General features: G+C 72.4%; 17 protein-coding genes. 12 read left to right on the top strand and 5 right to left on the bottom strand.

Annotation, left to right across the window (positions count from 1 at the left end; genetic code table 11):
- The first annotated feature begins 85 nt into the window (after positions 1-85).
- Positions 86-406: a ferredoxin gene (gene fdxA, locus ACF06X_RS22120; RefSeq protein ID WP_003985062.1), complete on the top strand. Its 321-nt coding sequence runs from the start codon at positions 86-88 to the stop codon at positions 404-406.
- 84 nt (positions 407-490) lie between these two features.
- Positions 491-1,597, top strand: a complete 1,107-nt coding sequence (locus tag ACF06X_RS22115; RefSeq protein WP_392288957.1) for a bifunctional succinyldiaminopimelate transaminase/glutamate-prephenate aminotransferase — start codon at positions 491-493, stop codon at positions 1,595-1,597.
- 76 nt (positions 1,598-1,673) lie between these two features.
- Here the strand turns inward: ACF06X_RS22115 and ACF06X_RS22110 are convergent, their stop codons facing one another.
- Together ACF06X_RS22110 and ACF06X_RS22105 are read right to left on the bottom strand one after the other, a co-directional pair.
- Complete coding sequence (locus ACF06X_RS22110; RefSeq protein ID WP_392288956.1) at positions 1,674-2,126, bottom strand: ATP-binding protein; 453 nt, start codon at positions 2,124-2,126, stop codon at positions 1,674-1,676.
- 383 nt (positions 2,127-2,509) lie between these two features.
- Entirely contained in the window at positions 2,510-3,442 is a 933-nt protein-coding gene (locus tag ACF06X_RS22105) for a hypothetical protein (RefSeq protein ID WP_392288955.1), read from the bottom strand.
- A gap of 29 nt (positions 3,443-3,471) precedes the next feature.
- Between ACF06X_RS22105 and dapE the strand changes: the two genes are divergently transcribed.
- The gene (gene dapE / locus ACF06X_RS22100) at positions 3,472-4,566 is read left to right on the top strand and encodes a succinyl-diaminopimelate desuccinylase (protein WP_392288954.1); all 1,095 of its coding nucleotides are present in this window, start codon (positions 3,472-3,474) and stop codon (positions 4,564-4,566) included.
- An 84-nt stretch (positions 4,567-4,650) separates the two neighbouring features.
- Positions 4,651-5,400, top strand: coding sequence for a TIGR00730 family Rossman fold protein (locus tag ACF06X_RS22095; RefSeq protein ID WP_392288953.1), 750 nt, complete (start codon positions 4,651-4,653; stop codon positions 5,398-5,400).
- Positions 5,401-5,471: 71 nt separating this feature from the next.
- Here the strand turns inward: ACF06X_RS22095 and folP are convergent, their stop codons facing one another.
- Positions 5,472-6,332 carry a dihydropteroate synthase gene (gene folP / locus ACF06X_RS22090; RefSeq protein WP_392288952.1) on the bottom strand — a complete coding sequence of 287 codons (861 nt, stop codon included), beginning with the start codon at positions 6,330-6,332 and terminating at the stop codon, positions 5,472-5,474.
- A 102-nt stretch (positions 6,333-6,434) separates the two neighbouring features.
- Between folP and ACF06X_RS22085 the strand changes: the two genes are divergently transcribed.
- The gene (locus tag ACF06X_RS22085) at positions 6,435-6,770 is read left to right on the top strand and encodes a hypothetical protein (protein ID WP_392288951.1); all 336 of its coding nucleotides are present in this window, start codon (positions 6,435-6,437) and stop codon (positions 6,768-6,770) included.
- On the top strand, positions 6,767-7,354 hold the full coding sequence (locus tag ACF06X_RS22080) for a DNA-3-methyladenine glycosylase I (protein ID WP_392288950.1): 588 nt from the start codon (positions 6,767-6,769) through the stop codon (positions 7,352-7,354). The genes ACF06X_RS22085 and ACF06X_RS22080 overlap by 4 nt, the downstream gene beginning before the upstream one ends.
- A gap of 50 nt (positions 7,355-7,404) precedes the next feature.
- Here ACF06X_RS22080 and ACF06X_RS22075 read toward each other — a convergent pair whose 3' ends face one another.
- Entirely contained in the window at positions 7,405-8,208 is an 804-nt protein-coding gene (locus ACF06X_RS22075) for an enoyl-CoA hydratase/isomerase family protein (protein ID WP_392288949.1), read from the bottom strand.
- Between the two features lie 301 nt (positions 8,209-8,509).
- On the opposite strand from ACF06X_RS22075, the gene ACF06X_RS22070 reads away from it, so the two are divergent.
- Positions 8,510-8,677 carry a DUF3117 domain-containing protein gene (locus ACF06X_RS22070; protein WP_006346801.1) on the top strand — a complete coding sequence of 56 codons (168 nt, stop codon included), beginning with the start codon at positions 8,510-8,512 and terminating at the stop codon, positions 8,675-8,677.
- A 102-nt stretch (positions 8,678-8,779) separates the two neighbouring features.
- On the opposite strand, the gene ACF06X_RS22065 is transcribed toward ACF06X_RS22070, so the two are convergent.
- Positions 8,780-9,445, bottom strand: coding sequence for an O-methyltransferase (locus ACF06X_RS22065; RefSeq protein WP_392288948.1), 666 nt, complete (start codon positions 9,443-9,445; stop codon positions 8,780-8,782).
- 140 nt (positions 9,446-9,585) lie between these two features.
- On the opposite strand from ACF06X_RS22065, the gene sigE reads away from it, so the two are divergent.
- The 5 genes from sigE (at position 9,586) to ACF06X_RS22040 (ending at position 14,364) form a co-directional block, all read left to right on the top strand.
- Positions 9,586-10,344, top strand: coding sequence for an RNA polymerase sigma factor SigE (sigE, locus tag ACF06X_RS22060; protein ID WP_392288947.1), 759 nt, complete (start codon positions 9,586-9,588; stop codon positions 10,342-10,344).
- The gene (locus ACF06X_RS22055; protein ID WP_392288946.1) at positions 10,341-11,294 is read left to right on the top strand and encodes a zf-HC2 domain-containing protein; all 954 of its coding nucleotides are present in this window, start codon (positions 10,341-10,343) and stop codon (positions 11,292-11,294) included. The genes sigE and ACF06X_RS22055 overlap by 4 nt, the downstream gene beginning before the upstream one ends.
- A gap of 75 nt (positions 11,295-11,369) precedes the next feature.
- A complete protein-coding gene (locus tag ACF06X_RS22050; RefSeq protein ID WP_392288945.1) occupies positions 11,370-13,079 on the top strand; it encodes a S1C family serine protease in 1,710 nt (569 codons plus the stop codon).
- 91 nt (positions 13,080-13,170) lie between these two features.
- Entirely contained in the window at positions 13,171-13,638 is a 468-nt protein-coding gene (locus ACF06X_RS22045; protein WP_392288944.1) for a sec-independent translocase, read from the top strand.
- A gap of 93 nt (positions 13,639-13,731) precedes the next feature.
- Positions 13,732-14,364: a hypothetical protein gene (locus ACF06X_RS22040; protein WP_392288943.1), complete on the top strand. Its 633-nt coding sequence runs from the start codon at positions 13,732-13,734 to the stop codon at positions 14,362-14,364.
- The last annotated feature ends 30 nt before the right edge of the window (positions 14,365-14,394 follow it).

Below are 14,394 nucleotides of genomic sequence, written 5' to 3'. Positions count from 1 at the left end.
GCCCCCAAGAACGGAGATACTAGGGGCGGGCATCGACGACGCCGCGCTCCCGCGCAGACCAGCCCTACCGAGGAGGAACGACAGCGTGACCTACGTCATCGCGCAGCCTTGTGTCGACGTCAAGGACAAGGCATGCATCGAGGAGTGCCCCGTCGACTGCATCTACGAGGGCTCCCGGTCCTTGTACATCCACCCGGACGAATGCGTCGACTGTGGTGCTTGTGAGCCGGTCTGCCCGGTCGAGGCCATCTTCTACGAGGACGACACCCCGGAGGAGTGGAAGGACTACTACAAGGCGAACGTCGAGTTCTTCGACGAGCTCGGCTCGCCCGGTGGTGCCTCCAAGCTCGGCCTGATCGAGCGTGACCACCCCTTCATCGCCGCTCTGCCGCCGCAGAACGGCTGATCGAGCCGCATTCGGTCCCGTACGGCCTCGCCCGCTGTACGGGACCGACGCGTTTTCCGTACGTACGAGGAAGTGAGCCAACTCGTGAGCGCAGTCTCGGGCGCCGTCTCTTCGCGCCTGCCCGTCTTCCCCTGGGACAAGCTGGAGCCGTACAAGAAGACGGCGGCCGGCCACCCGGACGGCATCGTGGACCTGTCCGTGGGCACGCCGGTCGACCCGGTTCCCGAGCTGATCCGGCGAGCCCTTGTCGGGGCGGCGGACTCGCCGGGCTATCCCACGGTGTGGGGCACCACCGAGCTGCGGGACGCGCTGACGGGCTGGTGCGAGCGGCGCCTGGGCGCGGTCGGCTTCACCCACCGGAACGTGCTGCCGGTCGTCGGCTCCAAGGAGCTGGTGGCCTGGCTGCCGACGCAGCTGGGTCTCGGCGCCGGGGACCGGGTCGCCTACCCGCGCCTCGCCTACCCGACGTACGAGGTCGGCGCGCGGCTCTGCGGCGCCACCCCCGTCGTCTACGACGACCCGACCCAGCTGGACCCGGCCGGTCTGAAGCTGCTCTGGCTCAACTCTCCGTCCAACCCCACGGGCAAGGTCCTGGGCAAGGACGAGCTGATCCGGATCGTGGCCTGGGCGCGCGAGCATGGCGTCCTCGTCTTCTCCGACGAGTGCTATCTGGAGCTGGGCTGGGAGGCCGACCCGGTCTCCGTGCTCCACCCGGACGTCTGCGGCGGTTCGTACGAGGGGATCGTCGCCGTCCACTCGCTCTCCAAGCGCTCCAACCTGGCCGGCTACCGCGCCGCGTTCGTCGCGGGCGACGCGGACGTCCTGGCGGAGCTGCTGCTGATCCGCAAGCACGGCGGCATGATGACGCCCGCCCCGGTGCAGGCCGCCACCGTCGCCGCCCTCGGCGACGACGCGCACGTGGCCGAGCAGCGGGAGCGGTACGCGGCCCGGCGTACGGCGCTGCGGACGGCCCTGGAGGGGCACGGCTTCCGGATCGAGCACAGCGAGGCCAGCCTCTACCTGTGGGCGACCCGGGACGAGCCCTGCTGGGACACGGTGGCGTACCTGGCCGCGAAGGGCGTCCTGGTCGCGCCCGGCGACTTCTACGGGGAGGCGGGGGAGCGGTTCGTCCGGGTCGCCTTCACGGCGACCGACGAGCGTGTCGAGGCGGCGGTCAAGCGCCTCTCCTGACGACACGGGCGGGTGTGACGCGTGAGGGCCCGGGGAGCGGATGCTCCCCGGGCCCTCACACGTGTGGGGTGGCGCGTCAGCCGCCGATCGGCAGGCCGCCCAGCGACGGCAGGCCCTGGGTCGGCAGACCCTCGCCGAGGCCGTCCGTGGCCGGGGCGCCGTCGGTGGCCGCGCCGGTGGTCTCGCCGAGGACCTCGCCCGCGCTGCCCGCGGTCTCGCCCGCGGCCTTCTGCGCGGCCGGGGTGGCGGTCTTGCCCGCCGTGCCCACCGTCTTGCCGGCGGCCGGGACGGCCTTGCCGACGGCCTTGCTGCCGGTGTCGCCGGCGAGACCGGTGGTGGTCTGCGAGGCGCCGTCGACGGTGTTGCCGACAGCGGCGCCGTCGAGCGAGGAGATGCCGGAGAGGGCGCCGGTGGGCGCGAGGCTGTGGTCCAGGGCGCTTGCGGAGCCGGCCGCACCGACCACGGGGGCTGCGCCGGCCGCGACGAGGAGGGCGGCGCGGGCGATCCGACGGGTCAGGGGGAGGGACATGGTGCTCCTTCGACGGAGAGGACATTGCGGTGTCCGCGTTCGGACGCAGTGACAACCGGCCCGAGGGAGGGGTTGGTTGCGGCGACCGAAGGTAAAGAGTTGGCAATGCGTCGTATTGTCGGCTGGGAGGAAAATGGACGAACGCGTCAATGCGTCCGCCGTTGCCGAACCGTCACTTCCCTTGCCTCGCAAGGAAATTGCCGGGGCATGACAGGCCCGGCACGGGCAGGCCGGGACTCCGTCGAATTCCCGGGACGGGTTTCGCGCCGCATGGCTCGGGCGAGTGAATTCCCGTACGGGTGCTCGGTCGTTGTGCGAGTCGCTGTACGAGTAGGTGTGCGCGCCGCGACCGCCGCGTCCGGCCGGCGCTTTCCTCCGGCGCCTTACCTCGCGAGTCGCATGCGGACCGTGCCGTCGCCCGGGACGTCCGCCTCCGCCCAGTTCCCCGAGACGTCGCCCGCGCGCCAGACCTTGTCCGCGTACGACACTTCCACGATCCGCAGCTCGTCCGCCCGCGCCACCGCCCAGTGCGCGAGCTCCCAGCCGCGCTGCGCGTCCGTGCCGGTCGTCGCGCGGACGGGCACGGAAAGGACGGCCGAGGAGCCGCTCGCGTTCGCCCCGGCGCTGCCGGCCGTCGCCGCCGTCGCCCTCGGGGCCGCCTTCTCGCCGAAGGCGCGGATCAGCTCCGCCCGGACCTTCGCCGGATCGCCCGGCCGCCCGTCCGGCACCACGCTCGTCGAGCAGCGCAGGGAGGCCGCCGAGCGGCCCGTCAGCGCCGCCGAGAGGAGCACCGCGTCCGGCTCGTGCTTCGCGTACGCCTGGGGGAAACCGCTGCGCTGCACCTTCTGCGCCGCCACGGTCAGCGGGAGCCGCGAATAACCGGGGACCTTCGCCAGACCCTCGTAGAACTTCCCCGAGGAGTACACCGGGTCCAGGATCTGCTCCGGCGTGCCCCACCCCTGCGAGGGGCGCTGCTGGAACAGCCCGAGCGAATCACGGTCGCCGTGCTCGATGTTGCGCAGCGCCGACTCCTGCAGCGCCGTCGCCAGGGCGATGGTCACCGCACGCTCCGGCATCCGGCGGGTGGTGCCCACGGCCGAGATCGTGGCCGCGTTCGACGCCTGCTCCGGCGTGAACTCGTAGGTGTTCTCACCACTGCCCACCGTGCATCCCGGAGCGCCCTTGGAACCCGTGACCTGGTGCACGGCCACATAGGCCGCGAGGCCGAGGAGGACGGCGAAGGCGGCCGTGAACCTGGCGAGGCGGCCGCGGCGGGCGCGGGAGGTGGGGCGCATGGGCTCGGACACGCGCCCCACCGTACTGGAGGCCGGGTTAGGGTCGGCACATGGCTGACATCGCTCCCCTCGACACCCCGCTCGACCTCACGCAGGACGGTCCGGCGCTCACCGCCGCGCTCGTGGACTTCCCCTCCGTCAGCGGGACCGAGAAGCCGCTCGCCGACGCCATCGAGCAGGCCCTGCGCCTCCTCCCGCACCTCACCGTCGACCGGTACGGCAACAACGTCGTGGCCCGGACGCACCTCGGCCGCTCCGAGCGGGTCGTCCTCGCCGGGCACATCGACACCGTCCCGATCGCCGACAACGTGCCCTCGCGCCTCGACGAGGACGGCGTCCTGTGGGGCTGCGGCACCTCCGACATGAAGGCGGGCGTCGCCGTCCAGCTCCGGATCGCCGCCACCGTCCCCGAGCCCAACCGCGACCTCACCTTCGTCTTCTACGACAACGAGGAGGTCGCCGCCGACCTCAACGGCCTCGGGAAGGTCGCCGACGCGCACCCGGACTGGCTGAAGGCCGACTTCGCCGTGCTCCTCGAACCCTCCGACGCCCAGGTCGAGGGCGGCTGCCAGGGCACTCTCCGGGTCCACCTGCGTACGGAGGGCGAGCGCGCCCACTCGGCCCGCTCCTGGATGGGCTCCAACGCCATCCACGCGGCGGCCCCGATCCTCGCCCGGCTCGCCGCCTACGAGCCGCGCAGGCCCGTCATCGACGGCCTGGAGTACCACGAGGGCCTCAACGCGGTACGGATCGAGGGCGGCGTCGCCAACAACGTCATCCCCGACGCCTGCACGGTCGTCGTCAACTACCGCTACGCGCCCGACCGCTCCCCGGCCGAGGCCGAGGCGTACGTGCGCGAGTTCTTCGCCGACTGCGGCGTCGCCGAGTTCGTGATCGACGACCAGAGCGGCGGTGCCCTGCCCGGTCTCTCGCACCCGGCCGCGGCCGCCTTCATGAAGGCCGTCGGCGGCACCGCCCACCCCAAGTTCGGCTGGACGGACGTGGCCCGCTTCAGCGCCCTCGGCGTGCCCGCGGTCAACTACGGCCCGGGCGACCCCCTCTACGCGCACAAGCGCGACGAGCACGTGCACGTCGAGAGGATCAGCCACTGCGAGGCGCGGCTCCGCGACTGGCTCACCGCCTGACAGCCGCGATTTCGCCTTTTGTCACCTCTGTGGACCTACCCTGACCAAACTGGAAGATCAGTGGATCGGTGGAGGGAGCAGGCCATGGGTATTCCCGAGGGAGCGTCGAAGCCGGAGGAGCAGCGTCTGGGGCCGGTGTTGCGGCGCCGGGAGCAGGTCCAGTCGAGCACCACGGATCAGCGGCTGCTGGACACCGAGGGCGACTCGGAGTGGGTGCACACCGACCCCTGGCGGGTCATGCGGATCCAGTCGGAGTTCGTGGAGGGCTTCGGCACGCTCGCTGAGCTTCCGAGCGCGATCAGCGTCTTCGGCTCGGCCCGCACGAACCCGGACTCGCCCGAGTACGAGGCCGGGGTGCGGCTCGGCAAGGGGCTCGTCCAGGCCGGCTTCGCGGTGATCACCGGCGGTGGTCCGGGCGCGATGGAGGCGGCGAACAGGGGAGCGCGTGAGGCCGGCGGCGTCTCGGTGGGCCTCGGCATCGAGCTCCCCTTCGAGCAGGGCCTGAATCCGCACGTCGACATCGGCCTGAACTTCCGCTACTTCTTCGTCAGAAAAATGATGTTCGTGAAGTACGCGCAAGGGTTCGTGGTCCTGCCGGGCGGCCTCGGCACCCTGGACGAGCTCTTCGAGGCCCTCACGCTCGTCCAGACCCGCAAGGTGACCCGCTTCCCGATCGTGCTCTTCGGCACGGAGTACTGGGGCGGCCTGGTCGACTGGCTCCGCGACTCGGTGGTGGCGGGCGGCAAGGCGTCGGAACGGGACCTGCTGCTCTTCCACGTCACGGACGACGTGGACGAGGCGGTGGCGCTGGTCTCGAAGGAGGTCGGCCGGTAGCACTCACGGCCGGGGACACGGTCCTCGGGGCCGGGGCACGTAGTCGGTCTCCCGGCCCCCGAGGGCCCGCCTCAGGCCAGCCCGCGCCGGGCCACCGCGGGCGGCCGGTGCCCCGCGATCGCCGCCACCATGTCCAGGACCTGCCGGGTCTCGGCCACCTCGTGCACCCGGTACACCCGCGCCCCGAGCCACGCGGACACGGCGGTCGTCGCCAGCGTCCCGAGGACGCGCTCCTTCACCGGCCGGTCCAGGGTCTCCCCGACGAAGTCCTTGTTGGACAGGGAGACCAGCACCGGCCACCCCGTCTCCGCCATCTCCCCGAGCCGCCGGGTCGCCTCCAGGCTGTGCCGGGTGTTCTTCCCGAAGTCGTGACCGGGGTCGATCATGATCCCGTCCCGCCGCACGCCCAGCCCGACGGCCCGCTCGGCCAGCCCCAGGGTCACCCGCAGGATGTCGGCCATCACGTCGTCGTACTCGATCCGGTGGGGGCGGGTCCGGGGCTCCGCGCCGCCCGCGTGGGTGCAGACGAGCCCGGCGCCGTAGCGGGCGGCGACCTCCGCGAGCCGCGGGTCCACCCCGCCCCAGGCGTCGTTCAGGACGTCCGCACCGGCCTCGCAGACCGCCTCGCCGACATCGGCGCGCCAGGTGTCCACGCTGATGACGACGTCCGGATGGCGCCGCCGTACCTCCGCCACGAATCCGACCGTGCGGCGCGCCTCCTCCCGCGCGGTCACCTCCTCGCCGGGGCCGGCCTTGACCCCGCCGATGTCGATGATGGCCGCGCCCTCGGCCACCGCCTGCTCGACCCGGGCGAGGGCGGGCTCGTCGCGGAAGGTGGCGCCCTGGTCGTAGAAGGAATCCGGGGTCCGGTTCACGATGGCCATGATCACCGGCTCGTGCGGGCCGAATTCACGCCGTCCCAAGCGCAGCATCCCTGATGTCCTCCCTCGCGTCCGTTCGCCTGCGACCCTAACTGTCGGTGGCGCATGGCACGATCGGCACGGGACGATTTCCACTCCGGGGAGAGGCGCGCTGTGTTCTGGTTCTTGCTGATCGCGATGGTCGTGGTCGTCGCCGCGGTCACCCTCGCGGTGGTCGGCGGCGGCGACAGTGAGGTGCTGCCCGAGGTGGCGCCGGAGCAGTTGGTGGACCCCCTGCCGGCGACCCGCCCGGTCGACCGCGCCGACATCGAGGCGCTGCGGCTGCCGGTGGCGGCGCGCGGCTACCGCATGGCGGACGTCGACGACGTCCTCGGCCGCCTGGGCGCGGAGATCGAGGAGCGTGACGCGCGGATCGCCGAGCTCCGGGCCGCCCTGGCGGGCGGCCGCGACGACTCGGGCCCCTCGCCGCGGAAGGGCGAGCCCCAGTGACCGCCGGCGCGGCGATCCCCGGCCCGGACGGCCTGCTGCGCTGCCCGTGGGGCCTCTCCGCCCCGGACTACGTCACGTACCACGACGAGGAGTGGGGCCGGCCGGTCCACGGGGACGACGCCCTGTTCGAGCGGCTCTGCCTGGAGGCCTTCCAGTCCGGACTGTCGTGGATCACGATCCTGCGCCGCCGCGAGGGCTTCCGCCGGGCCTTCGCCGACTTCAAGATCGCCTCGGTGGCGGAGTTCGGCGAGGCGGACCGGGAGCGGCTGCTCGCCGACGAGGGCATCATCCGCAACCGGGCCAAGATCGACGCGACCATGGCCAATGCCAAGACCCTCGCGCAGTGGGCGCCCGGCGAGCTGGACGCGCTGATCTGGTCCTACGCCCCGGACCCGGCGACCCGCCCGGCCCCGGCGACGACGGCGGCCGTCCCGGCGGTGACGGACGAGTCGACGGCCCTGTCCAAGGCCCTGAAGAAGCGCGGCCTGCGCTTCATCGGCCCGACGACGGCCTACGCCCTGATGCAGGCATGCGGCCTGGTCGACGACCACCTGACCGACTGCGCGGCCCGGGGCGGCCGCTGAGCGCGCGCCCCAGGCCCCCGGGCTCCACGGGAGTCCACGGGAGACGGCCGCTAGCGGCCCACGTAGGCCGGCTTCTCCTTCGACAGGAAGGCCCGCACCGCGATCGTGTGGTCCTCCGACGCGCCCGCCCTCGTCTGGAGTTCGTCCTCCTTCTCCAGCGCCTCGGCGAGCGAGTGGTCCGCCCCGTACGCCAGCGACTCCTTCAGCGCCGCGTACGCCACCGTCGGGCCCTCCGCCAGCGTCCGGGCCACCGCCGTGGCCTCGGCGGTCAGGTCGGCGGCCGGGACCAGCTTGTTCACGATGCCCAGCTCGTACGCCTCCCGCGCGCTGATCGAGCGCGGGAAGAGCAGCAGGTCCGACGCCCGGCTCGCCCCGATCAGCCGCGGCAGCGTCCAGGACATGCCCGAGTCGGCGGTCAGCGCGACACCCGCGAAGGAGGTGTTGAACTTGACCGTGTCGGCGACCACCCGGTAGTCCGCCGCCAGCGCGAAGCCGAAGCCCGCCCCCGCCGCGACCCCGTTCACGCCCGCCACGACCGGCTTCTTCATGCTGGTCAGCGCCTTGACGATCGGGTTGTAGTGGTCCCGGACCGTGTTCATGGTGACCTGTGTGCCGGACTCCTTGTCCGTCATGAGGAGCCCCACGTGCTCCTTCAGATCCTGGCCCACACAGAAGGCCCGATCGCCCGCCGCCGTCAGCAGCACCGCCCGAACGGCCGTGTCCGCCGCGGCCGCCTCCACCGCGTCCCGCAGGGCGACCTTCGCCTCGATGTTCATCGCGTTCATGGCCTCGGGCCGGTTGAGCGTGATCGTGGCGAGTCCGTCGCTCACTTCGTACAGCACGGTGTCGGCCATCGCGGCTTCCCTTCGCGTCTTTGCGTCCCTGACCCGCTCAGCATGGCGGAGATCACGGACCCCGCGCATGTGACCTGCGTCAAAGACAGGTGGCGAAGTGGCGGCGAAGTATCGCAGGCGGATCGCCGAAATAGGGGGTTTTGCGGGAGCGCGTTGCGCAAGCGATGCCAACCGATGTTGGTCATCGGGTCCTGTGATGCGGGATAATGACCTGGAAGCAATGTGTTCGATGCCGGTGACGTGTGCTCCTCACCAGGGGCCGTCGGCTGACGATGAGCTGGTTTCAGGAAGGGGAACAAGCATGGCGGCCATGAAGCCGCGGACGGGCGACGGCCCGCTCGAGGTGACCAAGGAGGGGCGGGGCATCGTCATGCGCGTTCCGCTCGAAGGCGGCGGTCGGCTTGTCGTCGAGCTGACCCCGGACGAGGCCGAAGCCCTCGGCGACGCCCTGAAGCAGGTAGTCGGCTGACGCGACAAGCCAGGATTGTCCGCTCCTGCCCCGGCACGGTACCCACCGCGCCGGGGCAGGAGTGTCTGTACGGGCCTGTGGACCGGGACCGCGCCTCGGGCGTCAGGCGCGCCGCACCGCGCACAGCAGGCCGTCGCCGACCGGCAGCAACGTCGGCAGCAGTTCCTGGCTCTCGCGGACCGCTCGCAGCAGCTCCCGCACCCGCAGCACCTCCGCCGGCTGGGCCGCCCCGTCGACCGTGCGGCCGTCCGCGAAGACGCCCTCGAAGCAGACCAGACCCCCCGGTCGCAGCAGGCGCAACGATTCAGCGAGGTAGTCCAGGGACTCCAGCCGGTCCCCGTCGCAGAACACGAGGTCGTACCCGCCGTCCGCGAGCCGGGGCAGGACGTCCAGCGCGCGGCCGGGGATGAAACGGGCCCGGTTCCCGGCGAAGCCGGCCGCCCGGAACGCGGTCTTGGCGAACTGCTGGCGCTCCGGCTCCAGGTCCACGGTGGTCAGGACGCCGTCCGGCCGCATCCCGTGCAGCAGATAGATCCCGGACACGCCCGTGCCGGTACCGATTTCGGCCACCGCTTTCGCGTCCGCCGTGGCGGCCAGCAGGCGCAGGGCGGCGCCGGTGCCCGGTGACACCGAGGGCAGCCCTGCCTCCCGGGCCCGGTCACGGGCCCAGCGCAGCGCTTCGTCCTCGGCGACAAAGGCGTCGGCGAACGCCCAGCTCGTCTGCCGGTTGGCGGTAATGGCCCTCTCCTGTCCCCGTAGTTGGCGCAACGGTGACTGTATCCGCTGCACGCGGGAACCCGCAGATGGGACCGCGCGTTCACAGAGGGCAGGACGCGACGCGCGGTGCCGGTGCCCCGGCCCCAAATTCGCGTAAAGATTCTTATCCGGAGCTAACGGGCGAGGTGGCTATGGTAGGGGCTCCACTGGACACCACCAGAGCCGATAGGGGAGGTGCGGCTGCGCCTGTGGATCGGAGAGGAGTGCTTCGGCGCCTTCTCAGGTCGGCGGGTGAGCCGAAATCCGTGACCGACACCGCTGACCGTTTCCACACCGTCGACTCCGCTCCCACCACGGCGACCTTCGCATCGGATGCGGAATCGCAGGCGTGGACTCCGCCCACCTGGGAGGAGATCGTCAGCACGCACAGTGGCCGGGTCTATCGCCTCGCCTACCGGCTGACGGGCAACCAGCACGACGCCGAAGACCTCACGCAGGAGGTCTTCGTCCGCGTCTTCCGCTCGCTGTCGACGTACACCCCCGGCACGTTCGAGGGCTGGCTGCACCGCATCACCACCAACCTCTTCCTCGACATGGTCCGCCGCAAGCAGCGGATCCGGTTCGACGCGCTCGCGGACGACGCGGCCGAGCGGCTCCCGAGCCGCGAGCCCTCTCCGCAGCAGGTGTTCAACGACACCCACTTCGACGCCGATGTCCAGCAGGCCCTCGACACCCTCGCGCCCGAGTTCCGCGCCGCGGTCGTCCTCTGCGACATCGAGGGGCTCTCCTACGAGGAGATCGCCGCCACCCTCGGAGTGAAGCTCGGCACCGTCCGCAGCCGCATCCACCGCGGCCGCTCCCATCTGCGCAAGGCGCTGAAGCACCGTTCGCCCGAGGCCCGGGCGGAGCGCGCGCTCGCCGCCGTCGGTTGGGAGGGCGGAACGGCGTGAGCACGAGTCCTGCCGGCCCGACCCCCGCGGAGCAGCACCTCGGGGACCGGCTCGCCGCGCTCGTCGACGGGGAGCTGGGCCACGACGCCCGCGAGCGGGTCCTCGCGCACCTCGCGACCTGTGCCAAATGCAAGGCGGAGGCCGACGCCCAGCGCACGCTGAAGAGCGTCTTCGCCTCCACCGCACCCCCTCCGCCCTCGGAGGGGCTGCTCGCCCGTCTCCAGGGCCTGCCCGGGGGGCCGGGTGGTCCGGGGGGTGAAGACCGCCGGGGGGGACCTTTCGACGACCTCTTCGGCCTGGGCCCGACGGGCGGGATGAAGTCCGACGGCTTCGCCACGGCGGCGGCCGCCTCCCCGCACACCGGCTTCCGCATCCACGAGGTCGGCGGACGGCCCGACCAGGACCGCTCGTCCTGGCGCGGTAGGCGCTTCGGTATCGCGGCGGCCAGCGCGGTCTCCTTCGCGGCCATCGCCCTCGGCGGCGCCCTGCCGCTGGAGTCGACGGTCGGCGCCGGCGCGCGCGGCGAGGGCACGGGCAACACCGTGACCCCGCTGCGGGCCGCCGCCACCGGCGGCAACGGTACGAATCCGGGTACGAACTCGGGAGCGGGCGTGGGTGTCGGCACGTCCGGCGGGCGGGGCCAGCGCTCGGGAGAGCGCACCGCCACCGAGACCTCGGCGACCCCCCTCGGCGCGGGCTCGACGCCCGGGACCGTGGTGCCCGGGCCCCTGGTGCCGGGGGAGCCGGCGCCCGCCGTGGCGCTCCGGCCCCAGGGCCCGGCCCCGCACTCGCTGCCGGCGCTGTCTCCCTTCATACGTCCCACGGGACCGGCCCTGCAGCTGGCCTTCACACCCGGGCTCAGCACCTTCGGCGGCCCCACGGCCACCCCCGCTCCGACCCGGCTCGCCGCCCCGAGCCCGTCGACGATGCCGCTCACCGCACAACGCTGAGCCCGGACCTGGTTGAATCCAGGGCACGGGCGCCCGACGCAGGGGCGCGGACCGGCCAGCTGTTGCGGGGAGAGCATGAACGACGGGAAGCCCACCGGCCAGAAGCCGAAGTGGTGGAGCCGGCCTACGAGTACGCCGCCGGCGGACATACCTCAGCCGCCGGCCGTGGACGAGGGCGACTTCACCCTGGCCGCGCCCGCCGCGCCAGCCGCGTCCGCGACGCCCGACGTCCCGGACGTCCGCGAGGCCCGGCCCCTGGAGGAGGCCCCCGAGGCGCCCGCCCCTGAGGTCGTCGAGACCCGGGCCGAGGTCCCCGCCGAGGCGGAGTTCGCGGAGGCGCCTGCCGCCGCTCCCGTACCGCCCGCGCCTGCCCAGCCGCAGCCGCAGCCGCTGCACGAGCCCGACGAGTACCGCACCCCGCCCTACGGCGGGCCAGGCCCGTGGGCGCCCGCCCCGCCCGTCCAGCGGCCGGTGGCGGCCCCGGCCCACGGATCCGTACCTCCGCAGGCCGTACCCCCGCAGGCCGTGCCGCAGCAGCCCGTCCAGCAGCAGCCCGTCCCGCAGGCCGTGCCCGCCGGGCCGGCGCCCGCGCAGTGGGTGCAGTACGACCCCTGGGGGGCTCCCGGTGCCCCGCTGATGCTCGGGGCCGAGCCGTCCGGTGCCAAGCCCCGACGCTCGCGGCGGGGGCTCGCGCTCGCGGGCGCGCTGGCCTTCGCCCTCGTCACGGGCGTCCTCGGCGGCGCGGTCGGCGCGTACGTCGAGCGCAACGGCGGCATCACCACCGTCGAGCTGCCCCAGGCGGGCCCCGAGGACTCCGGCCGCGCCCCCGACAGCGTCGCCGGGATCGCCGCCAGCGCGCTGCCCAGCGTGGTCACCCTCCACGTCAGCGGCGGCGGTGCCTCCGGCACCGGTACCGGCTTCGTCCTGGACACCCAGGGCCACATCCTGACCAACAACCACGTGGTCGACGCGGCGGCCTCCTCCGGAGACATCTCCGTCACCTTCAGCAGCGGCGAGACCGCCAGCGCCAAGCTGGTCGGCAAGGACAGCGGCTACGACCTGGCCGTCGTCCGGGTCACCGGCGTCTCCAACCTCAAGCCCCTGCCGCTCGGCAATTCGGACAACGTCCGCGTCGGCGACCCGGTCGTCGCCATCGGCGCCCCCTTCGACCTCCAGAACACCGTGACCTCCGGCATCATCAGCGCCAAGGAACGGCCCATCACGGCCGGTGGCGAGAAGGGCGACGGCAGCGACGTCAGCTATGTCGACGCCCTGCAGACCGACGCCCCGATAAACCCTGGCAATTCGGGCGGGCCGCTGGTCGACTCCAAGGCCCGGGTCATCGGCATCAACAGCGCCATCCGCGCCGCCGGTGACGGCTCGGGCGGCGAGGGCGGCGTCCAGTCCGGCTCCATCGGCCTGGGCTTCGCCATCCCGATCAACCAGGGCAAGCGCGTCGCCGAGGAGCTCATCAACACCGGCAAGGCCACCCACCCCGTCATCGGTGTGAGCCTCGACATGCAGTTCAACGGCGACGGCGCCCGCGTCGGCGAGAAGGGCAAGGACGGCTCGCCCTCGGTCACCCCGGGCGGCCCGGCCGCCAAGGCGGGCATCCGGCCCGGCGACGTGATCACCAAGGTCGACGGCCAGCGCGTCCACAGCGGCGAGGAGCTGATCGTGAAGATCCGCGCCCACCGTCCCGGCGACCGGCTGGAGCTGACCCTGGTGCGCGGAGGCAAGGAGCAGACCAAGACGTTGACGCTCGGTTCCTCGCAGGGCACCTGAGCGCCATGTGGGCCACACCGGAAGGTACCCGCCCGGCTGTTTCGGCGGGTACCGTGGTGCGGGCCCCGGACCCCGTGTAAGGAGCAGCAAGGTGTTCAACGACCTAGGCATACTCGAGCTCGTGACGCTCGTGGTCCTCGCCGTGCTCATTTTCGGCCCGGAGAAGCTGCCGAAGGTCATCCAGGACGTCTCGCGCTTCGTCCGCAAGGTCCGCGACTTCTCGGAGAGCGCGAAGCAGGACATCCGCACCGAGCTGGGGCCGGAGTTCAAGGACTTCGAGTTCGAGGACCTCAACCCGAAGACGTTCCTCCGCAAGCAGCTGGAGGGCAACGAGGACTTCAACGAGTTGAAGGAGCTGCGCAGCAGCTTCGACCTCAAGAAGGAGATGAACGAGGTCGCCGACGCGGTGCACGGCCGTGAGACCGCGTCGTCTGTGTCCTCCGCCGCCGCCGCCGCGTCGTCCGTTCCGGCGGCGGTCAACGGTTCCCCTGACCTTCTCAAGAAGCAGGACAAGCCGGACGCCGGTGAGCGTCCGCCGTACGACTCCGACGCGACCTGACCACCTGGGCTGACAGGACCTGACGGGGCTCGGTGGCTATCCTCCATCTGTTGTCCGCCGACGCGGACACGACGGAACGAGGAGGCGGCCGAGATGGAGACGACGAGTCGGGTGGAGGGACAGCCCGCGACCCGGCGCACGGCCACGGCCGAAGGCTATCTGCGCGCGGAGTTCCCCTGGTACGGCCTTGACCAGGCGTTCACCGGAGCCCGCTGGCTGATGCAGGTGGGCACGGCGGCGGACGGGACCGTCCAGCACGGGTCGATGGGCCACGGCGACGAGCCGTCCATAAAGTCCGACGTGAGCGCGGCCGAGAAGGAGCGCTTCGCCGTCGTCGTGACCGTCGCGGCGAGCCCGGTGCGCCGAACGGGTGATGGTACGGGCGTACTGGACGCCACGACCGTCTCCTCCGCCGCCTGGCTGGCCGGCTCGGGGCTCCTGGCGTACACCTGGCCGGCGCAGCTGGACCACGCGCTGCGCGACGACTGGCTGGACCAGCAGACGGAGACGGCGTTCGAGCTCGCGGACGACCTGGCGGGCCCGGAGTGGTCGACGCTGTCGCTTCCGGTGGACGGGGTGCCGATGCCCTTCCACTACCGGGAGTCGGAGTTCGGGTGGGTGCTGGCCGGCTCCGCCGGAGAGGTGCACATCGGGGCGTACGGCAGGGGGATGAGCGCGTACGGGCTGGGGTTCTCCGCGGTGGAGGACCTCGGGCTGTACGCCTGACGGCACGGCGAAGGGCGCCGCTCTCATGAG

Origin of the sequence: Streptomyces sp. NPDC015346 (genome assembly GCF_043078785.1) — a bacterium.
Taxonomy (GTDB): Bacteria; Actinomycetota; Actinomycetes; order Streptomycetales; family Streptomycetaceae; genus Streptomyces.
Note: the sequence above shows the minus strand (reverse complement) of the source record. Positions and strands in the feature narration are given on the sequence as shown.

Coding starts and splice junctions, on each gene's coding strand:
- dapE (WP_392288954.1), top strand. CDS start 3,472: ATGGCTGACATCGCTCCCCTCGACACCCCGCTCGACCTCACGCAGGAC.
- ACF06X_RS22075 (WP_392288949.1), bottom strand. CDS start 8,208: ATGGCCGACACCGTGCTGTACGAAGTGAGCGACGGACTCGCCACGATC.
- ACF06X_RS22070 (WP_006346801.1), top strand. CDS start 8,510: ATGGCGGCCATGAAGCCGCGGACGGGCGACGGCCCGCTCGAGGTGACC.
- ACF06X_RS22040 (WP_392288943.1), top strand. CDS start 13,732: ATGGAGACGACGAGTCGGGTGGAGGGACAGCCCGCGACCCGGCGCACG.
- ACF06X_RS22095 (WP_392288953.1), top strand. CDS start 4,651: ATGGGTATTCCCGAGGGAGCGTCGAAGCCGGAGGAGCAGCGTCTGGGG.
- ACF06X_RS22050 (WP_392288945.1), top strand. CDS start 11,370: ATGAACGACGGGAAGCCCACCGGCCAGAAGCCGAAGTGGTGGAGCCGG.
- ACF06X_RS22110 (WP_392288956.1), bottom strand. CDS start 2,126: ATGTCCCTCCCCCTGACCCGTCGGATCGCCCGCGCCGCCCTCCTCGTC.
- folP (WP_392288952.1), bottom strand. CDS start 6,332: ATGCTGCGCTTGGGACGGCGTGAATTCGGCCCGCACGAGCCGGTGATC.
- sigE (WP_392288947.1), top strand. CDS start 9,586: ATGGTAGGGGCTCCACTGGACACCACCAGAGCCGATAGGGGAGGTGCG.